This is a genomic window from Marinobacter bryozoorum, assembly GCF_023156245.1.
Classification (GTDB): domain Bacteria; phylum Pseudomonadota; class Gammaproteobacteria; order Pseudomonadales; family Oleiphilaceae; genus Marinobacter; species Marinobacter bryozoorum.
Map to the genome: position 1 here is coordinate 1 of NZ_JAKZAH010000016.1, position 23,352 is coordinate 23,352.

General features: G+C 59.8%; 19 protein-coding genes and 1 tRNA gene. 11 read left to right on the forward strand and 9 right to left on the reverse strand.

Going from position 1 to position 23,352, the window contains the following annotated elements; genetic code table 11:
• Positions 1-121: 121 nt before the first annotated feature.
• Entirely contained in the window at positions 122-1,255 is a 1,134-nt protein-coding gene (locus MLC59_RS10420) for a cation diffusion facilitator family transporter (protein WP_248234077.1), read from the reverse strand.
• Between the two features lie 455 nt (positions 1,256-1,710).
• On the opposite strand from MLC59_RS10420, the gene MLC59_RS10425 reads away from it, so the two are divergent.
• Positions 1,711-2,739 carry a quinone-dependent dihydroorotate dehydrogenase gene (locus tag MLC59_RS10425; RefSeq protein WP_248234078.1) on the forward strand — a complete coding sequence of 343 codons (1,029 nt, stop codon included), beginning with the start codon at positions 1,711-1,713 and terminating at the stop codon, positions 2,737-2,739.
• 333 nt (positions 2,740-3,072) lie between these two features.
• Here the strand turns inward: MLC59_RS10425 and rmf are convergent, their stop codons facing one another.
• Positions 3,073-3,285 (reverse strand): ribosome modulation factor, encoded by a 213-nt coding sequence (gene rmf, locus MLC59_RS10430; protein ID WP_248234080.1) that lies wholly within the window; start codon positions 3,283-3,285, stop codon positions 3,073-3,075.
• 350 nt (positions 3,286-3,635) lie between these two features.
• Here rmf and rlmKL point away from each other — a divergent pair, with 350 nt between their 5' ends.
• Positions 3,636-5,813: a bifunctional 23S rRNA (guanine(2069)-N(7))-methyltransferase RlmK/23S rRNA (guanine(2445)-N(2))-methyltransferase RlmL gene (rlmKL, locus tag MLC59_RS10435; RefSeq protein ID WP_345799768.1), complete on the forward strand. Its 2,178-nt coding sequence runs from the start codon at positions 3,636-3,638 to the stop codon at positions 5,811-5,813.
• 3 nt (positions 5,814-5,816) lie between these two features.
• On the opposite strand, the gene MLC59_RS10440 is transcribed toward rlmKL, so the two are convergent.
• Entirely contained in the window at positions 5,817-6,335 is a 519-nt protein-coding gene (locus MLC59_RS10440) for a hypothetical protein (protein WP_248234082.1), read from the reverse strand.
• Between the two features lie 159 nt (positions 6,336-6,494).
• Here MLC59_RS10440 and MLC59_RS10445 point away from each other — a divergent pair, with 159 nt between their 5' ends.
• On the forward strand, positions 6,495-7,790 hold the full coding sequence (locus MLC59_RS10445) for a M18 family aminopeptidase (protein ID WP_248234084.1): 1,296 nt from the start codon (positions 6,495-6,497) through the stop codon (positions 7,788-7,790).
• 183 nt (positions 7,791-7,973) lie between these two features.
• Here the strand turns inward: MLC59_RS10445 and MLC59_RS10450 are convergent.
• A tRNA-Asn gene (locus MLC59_RS10450) sits at positions 7,974-8,049 on the reverse strand.
• Positions 8,050-8,131: 82 nt separating this feature from the next.
• On the opposite strand from MLC59_RS10450, the gene MLC59_RS10455 reads away from it, so the two are divergent.
• Positions 8,132-9,148, forward strand: a complete 1,017-nt coding sequence (locus MLC59_RS10455; protein WP_248234085.1) for a YheT family hydrolase — start codon at positions 8,132-8,134, stop codon at positions 9,146-9,148.
• Between the two features lie 14 nt (positions 9,149-9,162).
• Here MLC59_RS10455 and MLC59_RS10460 read toward each other — a convergent pair whose 3' ends face one another.
• Positions 9,163-9,753, reverse strand: a complete 591-nt coding sequence (locus MLC59_RS10460; RefSeq protein ID WP_248234203.1) for an arylesterase — start codon at positions 9,751-9,753, stop codon at positions 9,163-9,165.
• A gap of 162 nt (positions 9,754-9,915) precedes the next feature.
• Between MLC59_RS10460 and MLC59_RS10465 the strand changes: the two genes are divergently transcribed.
• Positions 9,916-10,635 carry an ABC transporter ATP-binding protein gene (locus MLC59_RS10465; RefSeq protein WP_248234087.1) on the forward strand — a complete coding sequence of 240 codons (720 nt, stop codon included), beginning with the start codon at positions 9,916-9,918 and terminating at the stop codon, positions 10,633-10,635.
• Positions 10,635-13,121 carry an ABC transporter permease gene (locus MLC59_RS10470; RefSeq protein WP_248234089.1) on the forward strand — a complete coding sequence of 829 codons (2,487 nt, stop codon included), beginning with the start codon at positions 10,635-10,637 and terminating at the stop codon, positions 13,119-13,121. Before MLC59_RS10465 ends, MLC59_RS10470 begins: the two co-directional genes overlap by 1 nt.
• Positions 13,122-13,181: 60 nt before the next feature.
• Here MLC59_RS10470 and MLC59_RS10475 read toward each other — a convergent pair whose 3' ends face one another.
• The 4 genes from MLC59_RS10475 to MLC59_RS10490 form a co-directional block, all read right to left on the reverse strand.
• Positions 13,182-13,967, reverse strand: a complete 786-nt coding sequence (locus tag MLC59_RS10475; protein ID WP_248234092.1) for a substrate-binding periplasmic protein — start codon at positions 13,965-13,967, stop codon at positions 13,182-13,184.
• A gap of 116 nt (positions 13,968-14,083) precedes the next feature.
• Positions 14,084-15,268 carry an iron-containing alcohol dehydrogenase gene (locus tag MLC59_RS10480; protein ID WP_248234094.1) on the reverse strand — a complete coding sequence of 395 codons (1,185 nt, stop codon included), beginning with the start codon at positions 15,266-15,268 and terminating at the stop codon, positions 14,084-14,086.
• Positions 15,265-15,825, reverse strand: a complete 561-nt coding sequence (locus MLC59_RS10485; protein WP_248234096.1) for an SCP2 sterol-binding domain-containing protein — start codon at positions 15,823-15,825, stop codon at positions 15,265-15,267. The genes MLC59_RS10480 and MLC59_RS10485 overlap by 4 nt, the downstream gene beginning before the upstream one ends.
• Before the next feature lie 128 nt (positions 15,826-15,953).
• Complete coding sequence (locus MLC59_RS10490; RefSeq protein ID WP_427901718.1) at positions 15,954-17,246, reverse strand: M48 family metalloprotease; 1,293 nt, start codon at positions 17,244-17,246, stop codon at positions 15,954-15,956.
• Positions 17,247-17,422: 176 nt separating this feature from the next.
• On the opposite strand from MLC59_RS10490, the gene MLC59_RS10495 reads away from it, so the two are divergent.
• The 5 genes from MLC59_RS10495 to katG all read left to right on the forward strand — a co-directional run bounded on the left by MLC59_RS10495 (position 17,423) and on the right by katG (position 23,296).
• The gene (locus MLC59_RS10495; RefSeq protein WP_248234097.1) at positions 17,423-17,893 is read left to right on the forward strand and encodes a PaaI family thioesterase; all 471 of its coding nucleotides are present in this window, start codon (positions 17,423-17,425) and stop codon (positions 17,891-17,893) included.
• Complete coding sequence (locus MLC59_RS10500) at positions 17,890-18,324, forward strand: PaaI family thioesterase (protein ID WP_091848347.1); 435 nt, start codon at positions 17,890-17,892, stop codon at positions 18,322-18,324. The genes MLC59_RS10495 and MLC59_RS10500 overlap by 4 nt, the downstream gene beginning before the upstream one ends.
• Before the next feature lie 135 nt (positions 18,325-18,459).
• Positions 18,460-20,352: a molecular chaperone HtpG gene (gene htpG, locus MLC59_RS10505; protein WP_248234098.1), complete on the forward strand. Its 1,893-nt coding sequence runs from the start codon at positions 18,460-18,462 to the stop codon at positions 20,350-20,352.
• Positions 20,353-20,527: 175 nt separating this feature from the next.
• Positions 20,528-20,746, forward strand: a complete 219-nt coding sequence (locus MLC59_RS10510) for a DUF2835 domain-containing protein (RefSeq protein WP_091848345.1) — start codon at positions 20,528-20,530, stop codon at positions 20,744-20,746.
• A 375-nt stretch (positions 20,747-21,121) separates the two neighbouring features.
• Positions 21,122-23,296: a catalase/peroxidase HPI gene (katG, locus tag MLC59_RS10515; protein ID WP_248234101.1), complete on the forward strand. Its 2,175-nt coding sequence runs from the start codon at positions 21,122-21,124 to the stop codon at positions 23,294-23,296.
• Positions 23,297-23,352 lie beyond the last annotated feature (56 nt).

Sequence of the window (23,352 nt, forward strand, 5' to 3'; positions counted from 1 at the left end):
CACCTTCGGACTGGCGCCTTGGCCAGAGGCCCCAGCGTCACGCAGTAGGTCAGCGAATTAACCAAACGGGACACTAGGCGCCCGGCACTCAAGCCCGGGGTTGGTAAGGCGTGTTCGGGTATCAGCCGGGCTGCCAGACGCGCAGGCTGCCCAGCCACTCAGGGGTGTCGACTCTGACCTCCACGGTGCCACTGGCCAATGGCAGGGGTTCGTCCAGGAACAGCTCTACGTGCACCTGGTTGCCGAGATAATGCAGGCGCAGGTGGTGCCGGGCATCGTCAAGCTCCGGCAGCTGGCTGTGCAGCCAGTCACGGATGGTCTTGCGAGATGGCAGCTCGGGGGTGGTAACGGTGCCCTGTTGATCGTTTTCTGCATCGATATGAAAGTTGATATCGCGGATGTCGGGCAGGGCATCCCGCATCCGGCGAATGACCTGCATGCCGACCTGGTGTCCTTCCGATACGCTGATTTCAGGCTTCACTACCAGGTGAACATCCACCAGGATATCACTGCCCATACGCCGGCTTCGCAGGTCATGGACATTGCGGACCCCTTCGGTAGCCATAGCCGCCGAGCGCAGGCGCTGCGTATCCTCGTCGGATAGCCCGGTGTCTACGAGTTCCCGCACGCTGCTCCAGGTAAACTGCCAACCCACATGGGCGATGATGATGGCGATAATGATGGCCGCGATGGCGTCCAGCCAGGGGAAGCCTGCCATCGCGCCAACAGCGCCGACCAGCACCACCACGGATGAGAAGGCGTCAGTGCGGCTGTGCCAGGCGTTGGCTATGATCAGGTCAGAGCGAATTTGCTCCCCCACCCGGCGGGTGTAGCGGAAAATCCACTCTTTTCCCAGAATCGAGAGTATGGCGATCACCAGCACTGGCCAGCCCGGTATAGCCAGTTCTGCGGTGGTCATCACGCGCCACAGATTATCCCAGGCGAGGGCACCGCCAATGGCAATCAGGAAGCTGCCCAGAATCATCGTGCCGAGGGTTTCAAAGCGCTGGTGCCCGTACGGGTGGTCCGCATCCGGTCCACGCCTGGAGAGCTTCATAACGACCAGGACTACCAGGTCTGACGCCACATCCGTAAACGAGTGTACGCCATCCACGAACAGGGCCTGGGAGTTGAACAGCAAGCCAACGATACACTTCAAAAGGCCCAGTACGGCATCCAGTAGCATACCGATAAGGGTTACCCGGGAGGCGGCGCGGAACTCACCATCCAGGCGGTGCTGGTGGCTGGCGGACATGTCAACTCCTGTAAAATGGGCTGGTTTTTGGGGTCTGGGTCACAAATCCGCGTTCGTTTTATGCACAAGAACGGTGTGCGGATATTCGATTGGTAAAGCGTAGCGTAAAGCCTGAATCAATGCTTTGACTAATATAAAATAATGAAAATAAAGGAAAAAATAACTGATCAAAATTTGATCAATTTGCAGGGGGCGGCTTGAGGCAAGGGATCAGCCCGGTTGAAAGGCGATTTTCAACAGAGTTATCCACAGAATTCGTGGAAAAGGTCACAAGACCTTAACGAGACAGTCATTTAGAGGTCATTGCCGTGCAACAGAAGCCACTGTGGAAAACTTCCGTTATACTCGCAGCCCATAATTAGCGCGCAGAATAATACCAGAAGATTTCACAAGGTCACGTTGTTTTGCTGTGTTTTTGGCCGGTTCTGAAATCGGAATTTTGACCAGGGTTATTTATGTATACGTTGCTTCGCAGGATTTTGTTCACCTTGCCCCCGGAAATGGCCCACCGGGTCGCATTGACTGGCCTGGACGTCGCTGCCGGCAGTGGCCTGCTGAAGGCGCTGGTACCGCCGCCGGCTAACTTGCCGGTCCGGGTTATGGGGCTGGACTTCCCCAACCCTGTTGGCCTTGCTGCCGGCCTGGACAAGAACGCTGATCACCTCCAGGGCCTGGGTGCCCTGGGATTTGGCTTTATCGAGGTGGGCACCGTAACGCCGCAGCCCCAGCCAGGCAATCCGGCTCCGCGAATGTTCCGTTTGCCAGAACACAACGCGATCATCAATCGCATGGGCTTCAATAACGAAGGCCTGGATCACCTGGTGGCCCAGGTGGCAAAGCGTCGATACAGCGGTGTGCTCGGTATCAACGTGGGCAAGAACAAGGTGACTCCGGCGGAAGAAGCTGAACAGGATTATCGTAAGGGCATTGCTGCCGTCTATGATTACGCTGACTACATCACCGTTAACGTCTCATCCCCTAACACGCCAGGGTTGCGGGACCTTCAGTTTGGTGACTCGCTGAAACAGTTGCTCGAAGCTATTAAAAAGGAGCAGCAAGCCCAGCAGCAGGCCACCGGCCGGTACGTACCGCTAGCGGTAAAGATCGCGCCGGACATGGACGACGATGAAATCCGCTTCGTGGCCAGTGCGCTCCGTGAAGCCGGTATCGACGGGGTTGTAGCCACTAATACCACCGTATCCCGGGAGGCTGTAAAGGGCCACCGGCATGAGGCGGAGCCTGGTGGTCTGAGTGGTGATCCGGTGCGTGAACCTTCGTTGCGGGTAATCCGTGGCCTGTCTGATGCCCTGGGCGGCGAGGTGCCGATCATCGGAGTGGGGGGTATCCGGGATGGAGTGAGTGCGGCAGAGAAAATCCGGGCCGGTGCGAGCCTGGTTCAGGTTTATACCGGGTTTATCTACCGGGGGCCGGCCCTGGTTAAAGAGTCGGTAGAAGCGATTCGGGCGTTGAAGGCGGGGCAGTAACAGGCGCAGGGTGGTGTTTTCATCCTGCAAAAATAAAGGGCCCGCTGAGCGGGCCCGTGCGGGGAATAAACCCCGTGGCGACATGGTTATGTCTGGTTCGGGTCGGGTGGACCCGATTTCAGGTTCCGGCGGTTGTTGAGGGGAGCCGGTACGCCCCTGTAAAAACCAGATTGTCAGTTTGTGAATCTCGTCAGTTTGACGACGTCAAAATATCGTTCTGTGTTATGTGTCCGCCTGAAAGCGGCAAGTCTCTGGTTGTACTATCAAGTACAGAAAAAACATCAGTCAGAGACACTCTCAGCCCGGAGCACGCGGAGTTAACCAGGGTGACCGTCAAGTCGTCCCGTTGACGGCAAGCCTGTGGATGCCGGAAACGCCGGTCATACCCTCCCAGTTGTCGGTGCGTCCTTCCCGCCACCCGTTCAGCCATTCCTGTCTGACTTCTGGCTGGTCCAGCGGGCAGCTGTCCTTGGATTTTCCGGACACGCCGGCCTGGTATCCCCGCTTGAATGCGCGAGCGTACATGTCTCTTTTCTGTCTTTTCATGCCGTTCCTCACCTACATGGATTTACAGAACAAGCGTGTACACGTCTGCCAGTGTACGATAGAAGAAACCCTTTCATAACAAGACCCTCAAGGTCCGGGTTACTTCCCGACAAGGCAGTCAGGATCCTGAAATCAGGGGGCCCTCTGGGACTCCCCTTTATTTGACGCGTCAATGACACCCTATGATGAATCTGGTGGCGGAGTACAGTACTTATTTCATCTATGTGACTGCTCCGTTATGTTTATGTGAAATAACCAGGGTCGGGTACCATGCGCTACCCTGACTCCTGACACCCAATTCCAGCACTGGCGCCCGCATTACCCACGCAGGCGCTGACCCGGAGGTTCCAGTGACCGAGCAATACGAATTCTTTGTGACCTGTCCCAGAGGCATGGATAACCTGCTGCAGGCGGAGCTGGTCTCTTTCGGACTGGAACCGTTGAAAACGGCCCCTGCCGGCGTATGGGTTCGGGGTGGGCTGGCCGAAGGCTATCGAGCCTGTCTCTGGTCCCGGCTGGCTAACCGCGTGCTGTTGCACCTGGCGACGGTGGATGCCCGCACCAACGAATCCATCTATCAGGGGGTCCACGAAATACCCTGGGAGTCCCACCTGGCGGTAACCGGCAAGTTCCGCGTGGTCTTTACCGGTACCAATGAACTGATCCGCAATACCCAGTATGGCGCTCAGAAAGTGAAGGATGCCGTGGTGGACCACCTGCGGGGCAAGGGTACTGTGAGGCCCAGTGTGGATGCGAAGGACCCGGACATTACCGTCTCCGCCCGACTTCATCGTGGAGAGCTGGATATTGCCATTGACCTGAGTGGCGACAGCCTGCACATGCGGGGCTATCGCACCGAGAAGGGCATTGCGCCGGTGAGGGAGAACCTCGCGGCGGCGCTTTTGATGCGTGCCGGCTGGCCGGAGATCGCCGCCGAGGGAGGAGACTTCATCGATCCCATGTGCGGTTCTGGCACGCTGGTGATCGAGGCAGCCCTGATGGCCCTGGACCAGGCGCCGGGAAGGTTGCGCAAGGCCTTTGGTTTTGAGCGCTGGCTGGGTCACCAGCCGGAAATCTGGATGGAACTGCGCCAGGAGGCGGAGCGAAGGGCCTGGGAAGGCAAGCAGGGTCGGATGCCACGATTTATTGGCTACGACCAGGACAGCCGGGTTATCGCCACCGCCTGGCGCAATATCGGCCGTGCCGGCCTGGAAGGGCTCATCCATGTGGAATCCCGGGGCGTGGAAGATTTCCATCGTGACGGGCAATGGGCCTCCGAGGGTCTTGTACTGGTCAACCCGCCCTATGGTGAGCGCCTCAGCGAGCGGCAACAGTTAGGTACGCTATACCAGTCCCTTGGGGAGGCTGTCCGTGAGCACCTGCCTGGCTGGCGGCTGGGCGTTTTTACCGGTGTACCGGAACTGGGCCACGCCATTGGCCTGCGCAGCCACAAGCAATACCGTTTCTTCAATGGCAAGATTCCGGCGCAGCTGCTGTTATTCGATATTAATGAGGACAATGCCGTCCGTCCCCGGGAGATGACCGCCCCCGGCGAGGTTCGTGCCCGAATCACTCACCCCGAACGGGCGCAGATGCTGGCGAACCGGCTGAAGAAAAACCTGAAAGCCCTTGGTCAGTGGGCCCGCAAGCAGAATATCCAGTGTTATCGCTTGTACGACGCGGATATGCCGGAATTTTCCATGGCGATCGATATCTACGGCGACCGGGTTCATGTTCAGGAGTACGCTGCCCCGAAATCGGTAGACGAGAAAAGTGCCAGGGAGCGGCTGTCGGAAGCACTGGCGGTGATACCCGAGGCATTGGGTGTATCGCCGGACCAGGTAGTATGCAAGCAACGCCAGCGCCAGGCAGGAACCCGCCAGTACGAGAAACAGGATGCCACCGGCGAATTCATGGAGGTGGATGAGCTGGGCAGTCGCCTGAAGGTAAATCTCAGGGACTACCTGGATACCGGCCTGTTCCTGGATCATCGCCCGGTACGACGCTGGATTCGCGACCATGCCCGAAACAAACGCTTCCTGAATCTGTTCTGCTATACCGGTGCTGCCACTGTGCAGGCGGTCGCTGGCGGTGCCAGCCGGTCATTGAGCCTGGATATGTCCAACACCTATGTGGACTGGGCCCGTGACAATCTGGCGCTCAATGGCGCCGACCCGAAGAAGCACCTGGTGGAGCAGGCGGACTGTCTGAAGTGGCTGGCGGAGAAGCCGTCACCGGATCAGCGTTTTGATCTGATTTTCATGGACCCGCCCACCTTCTCGAACTCCGCCCGTATGCAGGGGGTGCTGGATATCCAGAGGGACCACGGCACACTGATCCGTCAGGCCATGTCACGTCTGACCGCCGACGGCGTGCTGATCTTCTCCAATAATTTCCGCCGTTTCCGGCTGGATGAGGGGCTGGCGGAGTTGTTCGAGGTGGAGGATGTTACCCCGGCCACCCTGGACCGGGACTTCCAGCGCAACCCCCGGATCCATCAGTGCTGGCACATCCGTCACAAGGTGTGACGGTCACCACTCATCGTTGTGCTGGTCTGCGTCCGGGGCCTCGATCAGGCCTTCCTGGCGGGCCAGCAGGAGCAGGGCATAGACGCCGTTTTCCGGCAGCTGGGGTTCCAGGCCCTGTTCGAACATAAGGTCCCGCCGGTGGTCTTCGAGGGCATCCCGGTCCAGGCCCGGTATCAGGTCGTCCAGCGGTGCCAGTTCGAAGGGTACGGGCATGGCGACGGCATCGAAGATAAGGTCAATCAGGGTTTCGTCCGGGTCAAGGCCGTCGGTGTAGACCTGCTGGTCGGGCAGGTCTTCATGGAGTGCCCGGGCCAGTTCGATCAGTGGGACGCCCTGTTCCCGCAGGTACCGGAGTTCATCCTCGGCCAGCTCAGCGCCCTGGGGCAGCCAGCTGTCGTCTGGCTCGATGACGATGGTTTTCATGCGGCCATCGGCCAGGCTCCAGGCGATGGCGGTGGGGAAGAAGAGGTCGTCGTTCTGGAAGTATTCGATGTCCAGAAAGTGTGGGATGCCCTGCGGCATATTTGCTCCTAAGTATTCGATGATCAGCGACTGCAAGATACCAGTCTACCCGAGAAGTAAGGCGCGGTGTTGGGTACGCTTAACCCCTCAGTAGAGTACACCCCGGTCCCCATGAGATACTCACTTCAACTGAATTTTCGTGCGAGTCTTTGAGAACCTATGGAACACACCAGCTTTAACCAGAACCTGCTCGAATTCCTTTCCACTTCACCAACTCCCTGGCACGCAACCCGCAACATGGCCCAGACCCTGGACGATGCCGGGTTCCAGGCCCTGGATGAACGGGAAGAGTGGAACCTGCAGCAAGGACAGGGCTACTACGTCATCCGAAACGGCTCATCCATTGTCGCCTTCCGGACCGGTAACCGGTCGCCGCTGGAGGCGGGTGTCCGTATGGTTGGGGCGCATACCGACAGCCCCTGCCTGAAGGTGAAGCCCAACCCGGAACTGCGTCGGAAAGGGTTCTACCAGTTGGGGGTGGAAGTCTACGGTGGTGTACTGCTCAATCCCTGGTTTGACCGGGATCTGTCACTGGCAGGGCGGGTAACCTTGCTGGACGGGCAGGGCCGGGTTCAGGACCGGTTGGTGGATTTCCGGCGGCCGGTGGCGTTTATTCCCAGCCTGGCGATTCACCTGGACCGGGACGCCAACAGCAACCGTTCCATCAATGCCCAGACGGATCTGCCCCCGGTGTTAATGCAGGCTCCAGATGATGACAAGACGGCGTTCAACGACCTGCTCGAGGCGCAGGTACTCAAGGAGTACCCGGAGCAGTCCATCGGCAAGGTTCTGGGTTACGAGTTGAGTTTCTACGATGCCCAGCCGGCCAGTTTGTCGGGTCTTCGGGACGAGTTTATTGCCTCGGCGCGCCTGGATAATCTGCTCAGTTGCTACATCGGCCTGCAGTCGCTGCTGGACTCCAATGGAGATGAGCCGGCACTGCTGGTGTGTAATGACCATGAGGAAGTAGGCAGTATGTCAGCAGAAGGGGCCCAGGGGCCTTTCCTGTCGTCGGTTCTGGATCGCTGGTGCGGGGCGGAGAACCGTAGCCGGGTGATCGCCCGTTCCATGATGATCTCTGCGGACAACGCCCACGGCGTCCACCCCAACTACATTGACCGGCATGACGAAAACCATGGTCCGCTGCTGAACCAGGGACCGGTGATCAAGGTCAACCACAACCAGCGCTACGCCACCAGCAGCCGCTCAGCGGCCCTGTACCGGCATATCAGTGACGAGCTGGGGCTGCCGCACCAGACCTTTGTGGTGCGCAGTGACATGGGCTGTGGCAGCACCATCGGGCCTATTACAGCGGGTAACCTTGGGGTGACCACCCTGGATATCGGTGTGCCCCAGTTGGGGATGCATTCCATTCGAGAGCTTTGCGGTACCCGGGATGGTTATACGCTGTACCAGGTGCTCAGCGCGTTTATGGGGTGGCCAGAGGTTAATTGAGCTTCGGCGGGTTGCTGTGCAGCGCCCCGATTTCTGTGGGGTGGTGCCAGCACGCCCGCCCCGGTCTGTACAGCTGAAAGTGCAGAACCGTTTGCTGCCGAAGTGGGCCGCTTCGGAACAGAAATATAGATGTAAACAGAAAAAAGCCGCCTACCTGGCTACAGGTGGCGGCTTTTCAGAATATGGCTCCCCGAGCTGGGCTCGAACCAGCGACAAACGGATTAACAGTCCGTTGCTCTACCAACTGAGCTATCGGGGATTGGCGTCGAGATGGCGCGCATATTAAGGTCTTTGCGGGTTGGGGTCAAGCCCCTGAAAACACAGGATTCAAATATTTTTATATGTCTGATACAGCGTTATCTGCAAGGCCCCGGCAGGCGCCAGGGGCGTTATCGTCCACGCCTCCTTACCGGGCCCCGATTTGGCTCCGTAATGGCCATGCCCAATCCATCTGGCCGAGTATTTTCCGGCGGGTTGACCTGAGGGCGCCGGCAACAGAGACCATTGCCACGCCCGATAACGATGAGCTCTGGCTGGACTGGTACCGGCAGGGCTCGGACCGGGTGGTGGTTATCTGCCACGGGCTCGAGGGACACAGTCGCCGGCCCTATGTACTGGGGCTTGCCCGTGCCCTCCTGGCGGAGGGGTGGGATGTGCTGGCCTGGAACTACCGCTCCTGCGGTGGCGTGATGAACCATCAGCCCCGGTTCTACCATAGTGGCGCCACAGATGACCTGGATGTGATCGTTCGCCATGGTCTCGGCCAGGGTTACCGGGCGATGGCGTTGACTGGCTTCAGTATGGGCGGAAACCTCGCCCTGCAATACCTTGGTGAGCAGGGTGAGGGAGTGGACAGCCGGATCGCCGGTGCAGTGACCTTTTCAGTACCCTGTGACCTGGCTGGCGGCGCCGATGTGCTGGCCCTGCCCAGCCGGCGACTCTATATGTCCCGCTTTATCCGGGATCTGAAGCCCAAGATGGCCGAAAAGGCCCGGCGGTTCCCCAACCTGATCACCATGGAGGGCTACGACGGAATTCGCAGCTTCCATCAGTTTGATGAACGCTACACGGCACCGCTGCACGGTTTCGCCAGTGCGGAGGATTACTGGTACAGGGCGTCGTCCCTGTTCCGGCTCAGGGATATCCGTGTGCCGGCCCTGGTTGTAAATGCGGCTGACGATCCGTTCCTGTCCGCCGACTGCTTCCCCGAGGACCCGGCAGTGCGGGGGGCGTGGACGCAGCTGGAGGTTACCCGGTATGGCGGCCATGTGGGTTTCGTGCAACGCGGCCTCCGGGGTCGGTACTGGTCAGAGCAGCGGGCCGCCGACTTCCTTGCGGCGATCACCGGTCAGCGCTGATCGCCACAGGTGTGCTACCGGCTTGCGGCCGTGGTTTCCTGAAGCAGCGGCACCAGGTGGGGCCAGACGTTGTCGAGCAGCAGCGGCTGGGCCTCGCCGGTAGGGTGGATGCCATCGTCCTGCATCATCCCGTCACCGTTATAGATGCCCTCAAGGAAAAAGGGAACCAGGCCGGTGTTGTACTGGTCGGAAAGGTCCGGGAACATATCCGCAAACATTCGCGTATAACGAGGGCCGTAGTTGGGAGGGATCTGCATACCTACCAGCAGCACGCTGGCGCCCCCTTCGCGGGAGGCTTCGATCATGGCTGACAGGTTGTCGCGGATCACCGGAGGCTGAAAGCCCCGCAGGCCGTCGTTACCACCGAGCTCGATTATGACGATATCCGGCTGGTGCCTGTCCAGCAGTGCTGGCAGGCGGCGGGCACCGCCGTCGGTCGTTTCGCCACTGATACTGGCATTGACCACCTGCCATTGATCGTGGTCCTCTTCTGACAGGCGTTCACGCAGCAGGTTGACCCAGGCGGTTTCTGTCTCAACGCCATAGGCGGCGCTCAGGCTGTCGCCCATGACCAGGATAGTGCTGGCGGCAGCGGCGCCGGGCATGGCCAGGCAGGCCAGCAACCAGAAAATCAGAACCGTTGATCTCTGACGTGAAAATACCGTAGTTATAGAAGTAACCACAGAGTTAACGACCATGAAGCGTCCTCTTTTCTTTCCTTCAGGCAGGATAGAGTGGCGAATACTGAATCAGTTCCCGGAGCATACGTGACAGACCTTTCCAGTGGACCCCGACAGACTTCCGAAGCCATTCTCACAGTAACCGACCTGACACAGCGGGTAGACCTGGGCAGAGATACGCTCACCATCCTGCAAGGGGTCAGTCTTGAAATCAAGCGGGGGGAGTCCGTCGCTATCGTGGGCCGTTCCGGTTCCGGCAAAACGACCCTGCTGGGCCTTCTGGCCGGGCTGGATACACCGACGGAAGGTGAGGTGGTGCTGGAAGGCAAGGCCATCAGCCGCCTTGGTGAAGATGAAAGGGCTGCCTTGCGGGCCAGGCGTGTTGGCTTCGTATTCCAGTCTTTCCAGCTGCTGCCGGCCCTCAGTGCCCTGGAAAACGTGATGCTCCCGCTGGAGCTGGCGGACTTCCCGGATCCGCAGGGCCGCGCCCGGGAACTGCTGGAGCGGGTAGGGCTTTGTGATCGCCTTACCCACACCCCGCGCCAGCTCTCGGGCGGCGAGCAGCAGCGGGTGGCCATTGCCCGGGCATTCGCCTGTGAGCCTGTCATCCTGTTTGCTGACGAGCCTACCGGTAACCTGGATAACCAGACCGGACAGGACATCCAGGATCTGCTGATGGCCCTGAACCGGGAGCAGGGCACCACGCTGGTGATGGTGACCCATGATGAAAACCTGGCGTCCCGATGTCAGCGCCGACTGACCATTGAGGCCGGGCACCTGGAAGCCGCCGGTGAGGAGACTGCCTGATGTCCGCCAGTCAGAAACTGGGATCGGTCAGGCGAGACTGGCGTCAGCGGGACGTCAAGGTAGTACTCAGTGCCTTGATCATCGCGGTGGCAACGGTCGCCATTATTGCCCTGTTTGCCAACCAGTTGCAGCGCACCCTGATTACCTCTGCCAGCTCTTTCCTGGCGGCAGACCGCCAGCTGGAGGCTGAGCATGGCAAGCCTATTCCCGCCGAGTGGCGGGAGGAAGCCCGCAACCGGGGGCTGGAAACCGCGCGAATGGTCGAATTTTCCACCATGCTCAGTGGCGGCGATCGCTTCCAGCTGGTGTCCATCAAGGCGGTGAGTGATGAATACCCGCTGAGGGGGCAGGTCGAAGTCCAGCAGGATACCGACAGTGACCGGCAACTGCTCGAGCGCGGCCCGCGGCCGGGGCAAGCCTGGCTGAATCCCCGTTTGATGCGGTTGCTCGAGGTGCAAGTGGGAGACACCGTTGACGTGGGTAACCTGCAGCTGACCGTGTCCGGCCTGCTGGTTCGCGAGCCGGATGGCGGCTTCAATCTTGGCGGCCTGGCACCCAGGGTAATGATGCACGCGGATGACGTGGCTGCCACGGGTGTCATTCAGGAGGGTAGCCGGGTCGAGTATGTGAACCTGTTCGCCGGCGATGAGGCCGCCCTTGAAGGTTTCTATCAATGGCTGGAACCTCGACTTGAACCCTCCCATGAGTGGGAAAGCATCCGGGACGGGGAAGCCCTGTCTGAATCTCTGCAGCGTGCAGAGCGCTTTTTACTGCTCGGTGGCAGCATCGCCGTCTTGCTTGCATCGGTGGCGGTAGCCGTGGCAAGTCGCCAGTTTGCCGTTGGCCAGCGGGATACGGTTGCCCTGCTCAAGACCCTTGGCCTTTCCAGCCGGCGCATCGGACAGATGTACCTGGTACGCCTGTCAGTGTGGGGCATCGTTGGGATGGCCGGGGGATTGCTGGTGGCACTGCCGGTCTATGCTTTTCTCAACGGCCTGATGGCCAGGGTGCTGGAGCAGGAGGTTCCCTTCACGGTGGACCTGCCTTCCCTGGCGCCAGCCCTGGCTACGGCGGTGGTGTCGCTGTTCGCCTTTGCCTATCCACCCATTCGCAGGCTGCGCCATGTGCCTGCCATGCGGGTGCTGCGCAGTCAGCCTGGCGAAGCGGACAGTCGGGCGTGGGGTGATATCGCCATTGCCGTGGTGGCCGTTTTCGGCCTGGTGTGGCTTTACGCCCGTGAAGTGATGCTGGTCGTGGCGCTGATTGGCGGGCTGGTTGCGCTATTGGGTATTCTGGCCCTGCTGGGCTGGCTGTTGCTGCTCGCACTGCGCCGCGTCACCGGCGGCGGAAACGCCTGGCGCCTGGCCCTGGTAGGCCTTTACCGGCACCGTCGCGCCAGCCTCTCCCAGATTGCCGTGTTCGCCATGACGCTGATGCTGGCCAGCACGCTGATCCTGGTGCGCTCGTCGCTGCTGGCGGACTGGCAGGCACAATTGCCTGAACAGACCCCGAACCATTTCCTGATCAACATTGCTCCAGAGACAGTGGATGAAGTCGAGGCCTTCTGGGATCAGCAAGGGCAGGGCCTGGACACGCTTTATCCCATGGTGCGCGGCCGGCTAACCGAGATAAATGGCCAGCCGGTAAGGCAGGTGGTCAGCAAGGATGACAGCGTTAACGCCCTTAACCGCGAACTGAACCTGACGTGGATGGAAAGCCTGCCGGAGGACAATCGCATCGTTGACGGTGACTGGTTTGCAAACGACCAGGCCGAAGGCGTGTCGGTGGAAGCGGAACTCGCGGCGGAGCTGGGCGTGGAACTCGGTGATGTGCTCGGCTTTACCATCGGCTCGCAGACCATCGCCGAACCGGTGACCAGTATCCGTACGGTGCAGTGGGAAAGCATGAAGCCCAACTTCTATATGGCCTTTCCTCCGGGGGGCGCGCTGGAGGGGTTGCCTGCGACCTGGATTACCAGTTTCTATCTGCCAGAGCACCGCAAGGACGCCCTCAACGACTTTACCCGTATGTTCCCGACGGTATCCCTGCTGGAAGTTGACCATATCATCGAGCGAATCCAGGCGATTGTGCGGCAGGTGACCCAGGCCATTGAGGCGATCCTGGCCCTGATCCTGGCGGCTTCCCTGGTGGTCATGGCGGCCGTCGTCAGTGCTACGCTGCAGGACAGGCAGAGGGAGGGTGCCTTGCTGCGGACCCTGGGTGGGCGTCAGTCATTGCTGGTGAACAGCACCATGCTGGAGTTCGGCCTGGCTGGGTTGCTGGCCGGTATACTGGGGGTGCTGGCGGCAGAAACGGCCGTATGGGCGCTGCAATACCGGATGTTTGGGGGCGAGTTCCGTTGGCACTGGCAGGTAGCCCTGCCAATTCCCCTGATCAGCGGGTTCGTACTGGCATTGCTGGGGCGTTGGCAGCTGCGGCCTGTGTTGCAGGTCAGCCCGATGTTGCTGTTACGACGGCTGGAATAACGATCGGGGCTTGGCTAAGGATGCCTCGGCAGCCGAAACAACCGGGGCGGGTGCATTTGCTCAGCGGTACTGATTGAGGATCTGCTCCAACTCGCCACTGGCTTTCATGTCGGCCAGCTCTTCGTTGAAGGCTTCGGCAAACGCGGCCCAGTCCGGGCGCAACATCAGGCGATAGCCGTAGTCGCTGAGTGCCTTCTCGCTATGGCGGAATTGGCCCTGCCAGTCGTTCTGGCGAATGATCCACTGGCCCACACCCAGATCGGCAACCGCCGCGTCCAGCCCCCGGCCGTGGAGCAGGTAGGTGAAGATATCCCGGTCCTCTGAGACCTCGTAACGTTCAATGGTGCCGTTTTCGAACAGTGGTTTCAGTTCAGGGTAGTGGTAACCGAGCGGTGTCACCAGGGTCACATCCTGCAGTGTGTCCAGGCCCTCGAACCGGAACCCGGACTCCACCGGTGTAAAGAAGACTTCCCGGATGGAGACAATGGCATCGGTGAACAGGAAGTTCCCGGGTCTCTCTGTCCACTCCCTGGCCCTTGGCGTGGCGTCAATATAGCCATCCTGCAGCATCGCATCCACTCGCTTGCGGGGGATTTTATGGGGCTCCACGCGGTAACCGAGGCGTTCGGAAATCCGGCTGACCACCTCGTAGGCGATACCATGATAACGGTCGTCATCATGGTGAATGATATAGGGGGGGTAGCCGCTGGTCGAAACGTTGAAATGCAGGATCGGGTTTTCACCGTTCAACGGTTCTGCAGGTGTGACCGGCTCACTGGCGCTGGTGAACGCAGAAACCAGTGACATGACAGCCGGGGCAAGCCAGCGCAGGCGCGGGAGTAACATGGTGAAGATACCCTTTGGAGGCGGCTTTACACGGTTTGTGGTGTCACCGTGGGGCGCAGCGGGGATTGTCACTCGTTTCGCTCTGCGATTCAATCAGCGGAAAGTCGGAGTAGTATTCAGCCCCAGGCCTTCTCAAGCAAGGATCGGACGTCTTTGAGGCTTGCCTCTCTCGGGTTATAGATAATGGAGCCGTCGTCCAGCGCCTGGCGCGCAATATTATCCAACTGGCTTTGCTTTACCTTGCCGGTTTCCCGAAGGGTCCGCGGCAGTTCACAGCGATGGTGAAGTTCGTCCCGCAGGTGACGGACAGCGGATATGGTCGTCTCTGCGCGACGGGAGGCGGGCGTTGCCGCCCAGACTTCCGGGCCTTCGAGGTACAGCAGCAATTCCGACAGGGGTTCGCGGATATCCTCCAGGTTGTACTCCAGTACATAGGGCAGGTACAGGCTCATACAAAGCCCATGTGGCAGGTGACAGATTGCGCCCGTGGCGTGGCCCAGGGAGTGGACCAGGCCTACCATGGAATTGGAGAAGGCAATACCGGCCATGGTCGAGGCTTCCGCAAGGTCGAGCCGGCCCTGGACATCGTCGGGGTTGTCCATGACGGCCAGTAATGAGCGCCCGATTTTCTTGATCGCAGCCGTTGCATAGGCGTCGCTGAGCGGGTTCCTGGCCAGGCAGGTGTAGGCTTCCGTCGCATGGGTCAGCGCGTCCATGGCGGTTGCAGCGGTAATGTGGGGCGGCAGCGTGAGCGTCATTCTTGGATCGATAATGGCCGCGTTGGGTAACAGGAACGACGATGTGAAAGGCAGCTTCACAGACCGTTCCGTATCTGCAATGACCGCAACGGACGTGACCTCTGATCCGGTACCCGCCGTCGTCGGAACCACGAAAAAAGGTCGCAATGGCCGCGTCAGCACACCCGCACCGCTGTACGCCGCAATGTCATCACCACCCTCTGACACCAGGATGTTCACCGCCTTTGCCGTATCGATGGAAGAGCCCCCGCCGATCGCGATAATGGCATCGCACTGTTGCTGTCTATAGAGATTCGCGATTTCACGGACCGTCGTTGTGGAAGAGTCCGGCGGCACTTCATCGTAGATGGCCGCGAAGGTGACATCGCTTTCCGTACAGGCAGCGATGACCGGCTCGAGCAGGCCCGCTGCCCGTACCCCGGCATCGGTGACGATCATGGGGCGTACCGAGGCGATACTGGTGAGTTCATAGGGCAGGTGCTCGAGGGCGGCTTCACCGGCGATTACCTTCACCGGGCAGAAAAACTCGTAATAACGACTCATTGGGACAGGGCCTCTTTGCGCAAATCACGGATCATCGAGAATGCCACCCGGCGATACACACCAATGGCTCCGGGTAGCTTTTCCAGCAGGCCCAGCTCAGCTGGGTATTCCTTGATGGCCCGGCGTGCAATCAGCCGGGGAAGGATAATGGCTTCCAGGCGGTTCAGTATCCTTGTCATCCGTACCGCCAGGGCAATGTCGCCATCCACCACCATGCGGTCATTGGCGAAGGCTTCCACGGTTTTCTCCTGGAACGAAAGGACAAGGAACGCATGGGCAAGGTGCTTGAAGCGTATCGAAAGGTCCACTGGTCCGTCATAGCGACTGCCAAGGTAGCGGAGCACACCGTCACCGGTGTGTTCAATCGCCAGCGCCGGGCCCGATGGCAGCACGGTCATCTGGAATACCAGGCCGTCGGGCATACCCCGGGCCTCGTCAATAACGGTTTTGTCGAAGCGGGAGATGGCCTCAAGGGCATGGCCCATGAAGCGGAACATCAGGCCGACGTACTGTCGGCGCGCCCGTCGGGCGGCTGAGCGGGAAAAGCTGTCCAGCATGGGGGTACCTATGCACCTTGATGGGGGGCTCCCATGAGTTTCTGCGGGATTGCCCTGCCAAGTCAATGCCCTGGACCAGGAAAGGGAGGTATGACCGGAAGGCGGCGAACCACCCTCCGGTCGATCTGTCATCGCTGCAGGTTCGACAACTTGCGCCTGGCTTCTTCAGCCAACTTGCCTTCCGTCTTGGCCACTTCGTTGTAGTAGGCGGCTGCCTTGTTACGATCACCCTGGTGAGCGGCAATATCACCCAGTCGCAGATAGGCGATGGTTGTGGGAACCACTTGCGCAGAGGCTTCCAGGTCCGCCTGGGCGCCCTGCAGGTTGCCCTTGTCCAGGCGATAGAGGCCACGGTACAGGCGATAGCTGAACATTTCCGGATACAGTTCAACCGCTCGGTTAAAGTCCGCCTCGGCTTTTTCCGGGTTGTTCATTGCCTCGTGCAGACGGGCCCGGGTGGCGTGGAAGGCCGCCTCACGGGGTGCCATCTTCACCGCCTGGTTAACCTTGGCCAGGGCGGCCTGGTAGTTCTTCTCTCCGGCCAGCTTGAGACCTTCATCGTGCAGGTCATAGGCTGGTTGCAGTCGCTTCGCTTCCGCAATCATTCGCTGGTATCTATCCCGGTTGCGAATGCCACCGGTACCCAGCTCCCGCGCCAGGCGATGATTTTCCTCTACCCGCTTCTGTGAGGGTGGGTGGGTGGCGAACAGGCCGTCGAGGAAGCCGGACGAGCGTCCCTCAGACAGTTCCAGGAACAGTTCCTGCAGCTCTACCGCTGCCTGGGGATCGTAACCGGCCTCCACCATGTACTCGATACCGAAGCGGTCGGATTCCAGCTCGTGGGACTGGCTGTACTGGGCCAGGGCCAACTGGCTGCCGATGGCGGCTCCGCCCATGATCAGGCCGCCCCATTCGTTATCTCCCAGGGCCAGGCCCAGCCCGGCCATACCGGCGCTCAGCAGCATGCCCTGTTGCATGCGCTGCACACTGTGGCGGGCCGCTGCGTGGACAATCTCGTGGCCCAAAACAGAGGCCAGTTGAGCTTCATCGTCGAGCTTTACCAGCAACCCCCGGTTAATGGCAATCTTGCCGCCGGGGAGCGCCCATGCGTTGGGGACGCTACTGTTCAGTACTGCAAACTCGTAGGGCAGGTCAGGGCGGTCACTGACCTGTGCCATCTTGTTGCCCACTTCCTGAACGTAAACGGTGAGTTCCGGGTCCAGGTAGAACCGGCCTCCCTGAGACTGGATGGTGGGCGTGTAATTCTCCTGACCGAGCTGACGTTCCTCGTTCTCTCCGATCAGCGAAAGCTGCGATTCCCCGGTTACCGGGTTTACGGCGCAGCCACCGGCCAGAACTGCCAGTGCCGCTATCGCGGGAGCGAGAGCCGTCCGGGCCCGGGTAAAAGACAGTTTCCTCACGTAGGTCTCCTTGCCTGTGGTTGAAGTTGGTGTGCGGAAAATACGGTTCGCACCGGGGTTATAATAGCGGAAACTGGCGCGACAGACAGCAGCCCCCTGAACCGGGCAGCGACCGCTGAATCCAGTGCCAAAATGGGGTATGATCCGCGCGTTTTCTGCCTGACGACAGGATCGCTATGACCGATAAAGTACTCGTGGACCGGGTTGACCGGTTCATCAATATTCTTAACCAGGCCCGTGACCTGGGATTGACCGTGGCGGATGCAGATCCGCAGCAGCTGACCCTGTGCCTGCCCTACAGTGAGAAAATCATTGGCAACCCGGAAACAGGTGTGATCCACGGTGGCGCGATCACCACGCTGATGGACACCACCTCAGGCTCGGTCATGATCTGCGCGCTCGACGAGTTCGAGTTATGCCCCACGCTGGACCTGCGGGTGGACTACATGCGCCCGGCGGAACCGAGCAAGCCGGTGTATGCCCGCGCGGAGATCCGCAAGATGTCCCGTAATATCGTGTTCACCCGTTGCGAGGCGTTCCAGGACGATGGCGAAATCGTGGCCACCTGTGTGGGCACCTTCATGCGCATCGGCAAGGATGCGACACCCAAGGCATACCGCGACATGATCATGGGGGTGGACCAGTGACCACTGCAGATATTCTCCGGGAAACCCAGCAAACCGGTGACTTCACCCGGCTTCTGGAAAGCATTCCCTACGCCGGCTACATTGGCCTGCAATGCGATCGGTTCGGGGACGACCTGATCTTCCGGCTGCCCCGCAAGGACTCCAACCTGGGCAACCCCATGCTGCCGGCAATACATGGCGGGGTGATCGGGGGCTTTATGGAAGTTTCCGCCGCCATCTACCTGATGATGTCCCAGGACACCTTCCGCATGCCCAAGATCGTGGACTTTTCACTGGATTACCTGCGTGCGGGCCTGGACCGGGAAACCTACGCCGAATGTCATCTGACCCGTCAGGGTAACCGGGTAGCCAACGTGATGATCAGCGCCTGGCAGAAATCCCGTAACGAACCCATCGCGACCGCCCGGGCCCACTTCCTGCTTGAAAAATGAGCCCGTTCCCGGGACTTGAAATGACCGTAACGGCCCCCAAATTGTCCTCACGCTTTGAACAAGTGCGCCTGGCCGGTGGTGGTTGCCGGGCAGGCGCCGACCTTTTGTCAGACATACAGCAGGAGACACCGCGCCATGACGGTTGATACCGGTAAAGAAACGCTAGGTTTTCAGACCGAAGTGAAGCAGCTGCTTCACCTGATGATTCACTCCCTTTATTCCAACAAGGAAATCTTCCTGCGGGAGCTGATCTCCAACGCCTCTGACGCAGAAGACAAGCTGCGCTTTGCTGCCCTCAAGGACGACAGCCTGTACGAGGACGACCCGGAGCTGAGAATCCGACTGGACTACGACGCCGACGCAGGCACCGTCACCCTGGCCGATAACGGTATCGGTATGTCCCGGGACGATGTGATCGAGAACCTCGGCACCATCGCCAGGTCAGGTACCGCCGAGTTCCTGCAACAGCTGTCCGGTGATGAGAAGAAAGACAGCAAGCTGATCGGCCAGTTCGGTGTTGGCTTCTATTCCGCGTTTATCGTGGCCGACAAGGTCGAGGTGTACACCCGTCGTGCCGGTGCGCCCAAATCCGAGGGCGTGCACTGGGAGTCCCGGGGTGATGGTGAATTCACCATCGAGAACCTCGAACTGGACAACCGTGGTACCCGCATCGTCCTGCACCTGAAAAAAGACGAGAAGGAGTTCGCCGACGGCTGGCGCCTGCGCAGCCTGGTCAAGAAATACTCCGACCACATCTCCTTCCCGGTGGTCATGAAGTCCGAATCCGAGGAAGAGGACAAGAAAGGCGAGGACGAGACCGTCAACGACGCCACCGCCTTGTGGACCCTGCCCCGTACCGAGATCAAGGACGAGGAGTACAAGGAGTTCTACAAGCATATCGCCCACGACTTCGAGGACCCGCTCACCTGGTCCCATAACAAGGTGGAAGGCAAGCTGGACTACACCAGCCTGCTGTACATCCCCAAGCGTGCACCGTTTGACCTCTATAACCGGGAAGCGCCCCGTGGGCTGAAGCTGTACGTACAGCGAGTGTTCATCATGGACGACGCCGAGCAGTTCCTGCCCCTGTACCTGCGCTTTGCCAAGGGCGTCATCGACTCCAACGACCTGTCCCTGAACGTCTCCCGGGAGATCCTGCAGAACGACAGCACCGTGGAGTCCATCCGCAACGCCATGACCAAGCGGGTTCTGGATATGCTGTCCAAGCTCGCCAAGAAGCAGCCCGAGGACTACCAGGGCTTCTGGAACGAGTTCGGCACGGTCCTCAAGGAAGGTCCGGCGGAAGACTTCAGCAACCGGGAGAAGATCGCCGGCCTGCTGCGGTTTGCCTCGACCCAGACTGGCGAGAGCACCCAGAACGTCTCCCTCGACGACTACATCGGCCGCATGAAAGACGGCCAGAACAAGATCTACTACATCACCGGCGACAGCTTCCAGGCGGCCAGCAGCAGCCCGCACCTGGAAGTCTTCCGCAAGAAAGGAGTTGAGGTACTGATCCTCTCTGACCGTATCGATGAGTGGATGATGGGTTACCTCAGCGAGTACGACGGCAAGCAGTTCCAGGACGTGGCCCGTGGCGACCTGGACCTTGGCGAAGTCGAGACCGAGGAAGACAAGAAGCACCAGGAAGAGGCCGCCCAGGAGCACAAGGACCTGCTTGAGCGGATCAAGACCGCCCTGAGCGACCAGGTGCAGGAAGTGCGCGTGACCAACCGCCTGACTGACTCACCAGCCTGTCTGGTGGTCGGGCAATTCGATATGGGCGCCCAGATGAAGAAGATCATGGAAGCTGCCGGGCAGAAAGTGCCGGACAGCAAACCCATCTTCGAAATCAACGTGGACCACCCGCTGGTACAGCGACTGGAAACCGAGCAGGGCGAAGAGCGCTTCAAGGAACTGTCCGCAGTCCTGTTGGACCAGGCCACCCTGGCCAGTGGCGAACAGCTGAAGGATCCGGGTGCCTACGTCAGCCGCCTTAACCGGTTGCTGCTGGAGCTGTCGAACTGATCCGCTTCGCGTTTGCGTAAGCGTTTTCCCGTCGGTATGAGAGCGTGGTCCGTGGCCTTGTTTGCGGGACCTTCAAAAACAGGGAAGTTTTTGAAGAGCCTACAGGGACGTATTCACGGCGTGTCCCGCAAACAAGGTCTCGGGCGACGCTAGCCACCCAAAGTCAGAAATCCGAATGCAGCAAATTATTGTGGACATCCAGATCAGTCCGGACGAGTGGATCAAGCTCTACCAGGGCGTTGCCACGGATGTCCACACCACGGCCCGGGACGGACGTTCCGTCCGCTTCCCGGCCCGTATCCTCTCCCGTTTTTTCCTCCGCGATGGCATTCGCGGCAGCTTCCGCATCCTGTTTGACGACGCCGGCAAGTTCCTGTCCATCGAGCGGTTATAGCCTGCTGATATAACCGTTGTCCCTCGAACCTGACTACCTGTTCTTTTTTCGATAGTAAAAATCTTTCAAAAAAGTTCTTTTAATTAATTGTCGCCCAGTCTGATCCCCGGGGTACAGTGATCCTGTCGCTGATAACGCAGGAGTTGTCCCATGTCAGTGTTGTTCGAAATCACACCGATAGCATGGCAAGAGACGCTCGGAATCCTCGCCGAATACTACGGTGACTATGCCAGCGCCCAAAGCCTCACTGGTCATAGCGATTCGCTATCCCGACGTTAGGAAAGTTTCAAGCAGGGGTGGCCCACTTGACCTATGTTAAGTGATGCCCCTTCAACAACGTGTTCCTTGCCCAAGTGGTAACAACAGGAGTGAACGATGAGTCAGAATAACAGTACAGGTGGAAAGTGCCCGGTCATGCATGGCGCCAATACCGCCAGCAGCCAGAGCGTGACCGGCTGGTGGCCTGAATCCCTCAACCTCGACATCCTCCATCAACACGACGTCAAAACCAACCCGATGGACGAGGGCTTCGACTATCGGGAAGAAGTTCGCAAGCTGGACTTCGATGCCATCAAACAGGATCTTCACGCCCTGATGACAGACAGCCAGGACTGGTGGCCGGCCGACTGGGGCCATTATGGCGGCTTCATGATCCGTATGGCCTGGCACTCTGCAGGCACCTACCGTATGGCGGACGGCCGCGGGGGCGGTGGTTCAGGCAACCAGCGTTTTGCCCCGATCGCGTCCTGGCCGGACAACGCCAGCCTCGACAAGGCCCGCCGACTGCTGTGGCCAATCAAGAAAAAGTACGGCAACAAGATCAGCTGGGCAGACCTGATGATCCTGGCCGGCAACATCGCCTATGAGTCCATGGGCCTGAAGACCTTCGGTTTCTCCTTTGGCCGTGAAGATATCTGGCACCCGGAGAAAGACATCTATTGGGGGGCCGAAAAAGAGTGGCTGGCACCCTCCGATGAACGTTACGGGGACGTCGAGAAGCCCGACACCATGGAAAACCCGCTGGCCGCGGTGCAGATGGGGCTTATCTATGTGAACCCGGAAGGTGTTAACGGTCAGCCGGACCCCATGAAGACCGCCGCCCAGGTACGTGAAACCTTCGCCCGGATGGCCATGGATGACGAAGAGACCGCAGCCCTCACCGTGGGCGGCCATACGGTGGGCAAGTGTCACGGTAATGGCGACGCAAGCACCATCGGTGCGGAGCCGGAAGGTTCCGATGTCGTCGGCCAGGGCCTTGGCTGGGATAACCCCAACATGCAGGGCCGTGCTTCCAACGCATTTACCTCCGGTATTGAAGGTGCCTGGACGACTGAGCCCACCAAGTTCGATATGGGCTACTTCGACATGTTGCTGGACCACGAGTGGGAGCTGACGAAGAGCCCTGCCGGCGCCAATCAGTGGGAGCCGGTGGATATCAGGGAAGAGGACAAGCCGGTAGACGCCACCGACCCGTCCATTCGCCACAACCCGATCATGACCGACGCCGACATGGGCATGAAGGTGGACCCGACCTACCGCAAGATCCTCGAAGACTTCCGCAAGGATCCGCAGCGGTTCCAGGATGCCTTCGCACGGGCCTGGTTCAAGCTCACCCACCGTGACCTGGGCCCCAAGTCCCGTTACATCGGCCCGGAAGTGCCGGCTGAAGACCTGATCTGGCAGGATCCGATCCCGGCTGGCGCCACTGACTACATTGAAGAAGTGGTCAAGGAAAAGATCGCCGATGCCGGCCTGTCCATAAGTGACATGGTCAGCACCGCCTGGGACAGCGCCCGGACTTACCGTGGCTCCGATATGCGTGGTGGTGCCAACGGCGCCCGTATCCGCCTTGCGCCCCAGAAGGACTGGGAAGGCAACGAGCCAGACCGCCTGGCCAGGGTGCTGAAAGTTTACGAGCAGATCTCTGCCGACACCGGCGCCAGCATTGCCGACGTGATTGTACTCGGCGGCAGCGTGGGTATCGAGAAAGCCGCGAAGGCGGCCGGCTACGATGTGCACGTGCCGTTCCTGAAAGGTCGCGGTGATGCTACCGACGACATGACGGATGCGGCTTCCTTCGATGTGCTGGAGCCGGTGGCCGATGGCTTCCGCAACTGGCAGAAGAAGGACTACGTGGTCAAACCCGAAGAGCTGCTGCTGGATCGTGCCCAGCTGATGGGCCTGACCGCCGCACAGATGACCGCCTTGATCGGTGGTATGCGGGTGCTGGGTACCAACCACGGTGGCAGCAAGCACGGTGTGTTCACCGACCGGGAAGGCCAGCTGACGAACGACTTCTTCGTCAACCTGACCGACATGGCCTACAGCTGGAAGTCTGCGGGAGACAGCCTCTACGAGGTATGCGATCGCAAGACTGGCGCGAAGAAGTGGACCGCTACCCGGGTAGACCTGGTATTCGGTTCCCACTCCATCCTCCGGTCCTACGCCGAGGTGTATGCCCAGGACGACAACGACGAGAAGTTCGTTCGTGACTTCGTCTCAGCCTGGGCCAAGGTCATGAATAACGACCGCTTCGACGTACAGGCCTGATCCGCCAGTAGTGTCGTAAAAAATCGGCCGGGCATCCTGATTTCAGGGTGCCCGGC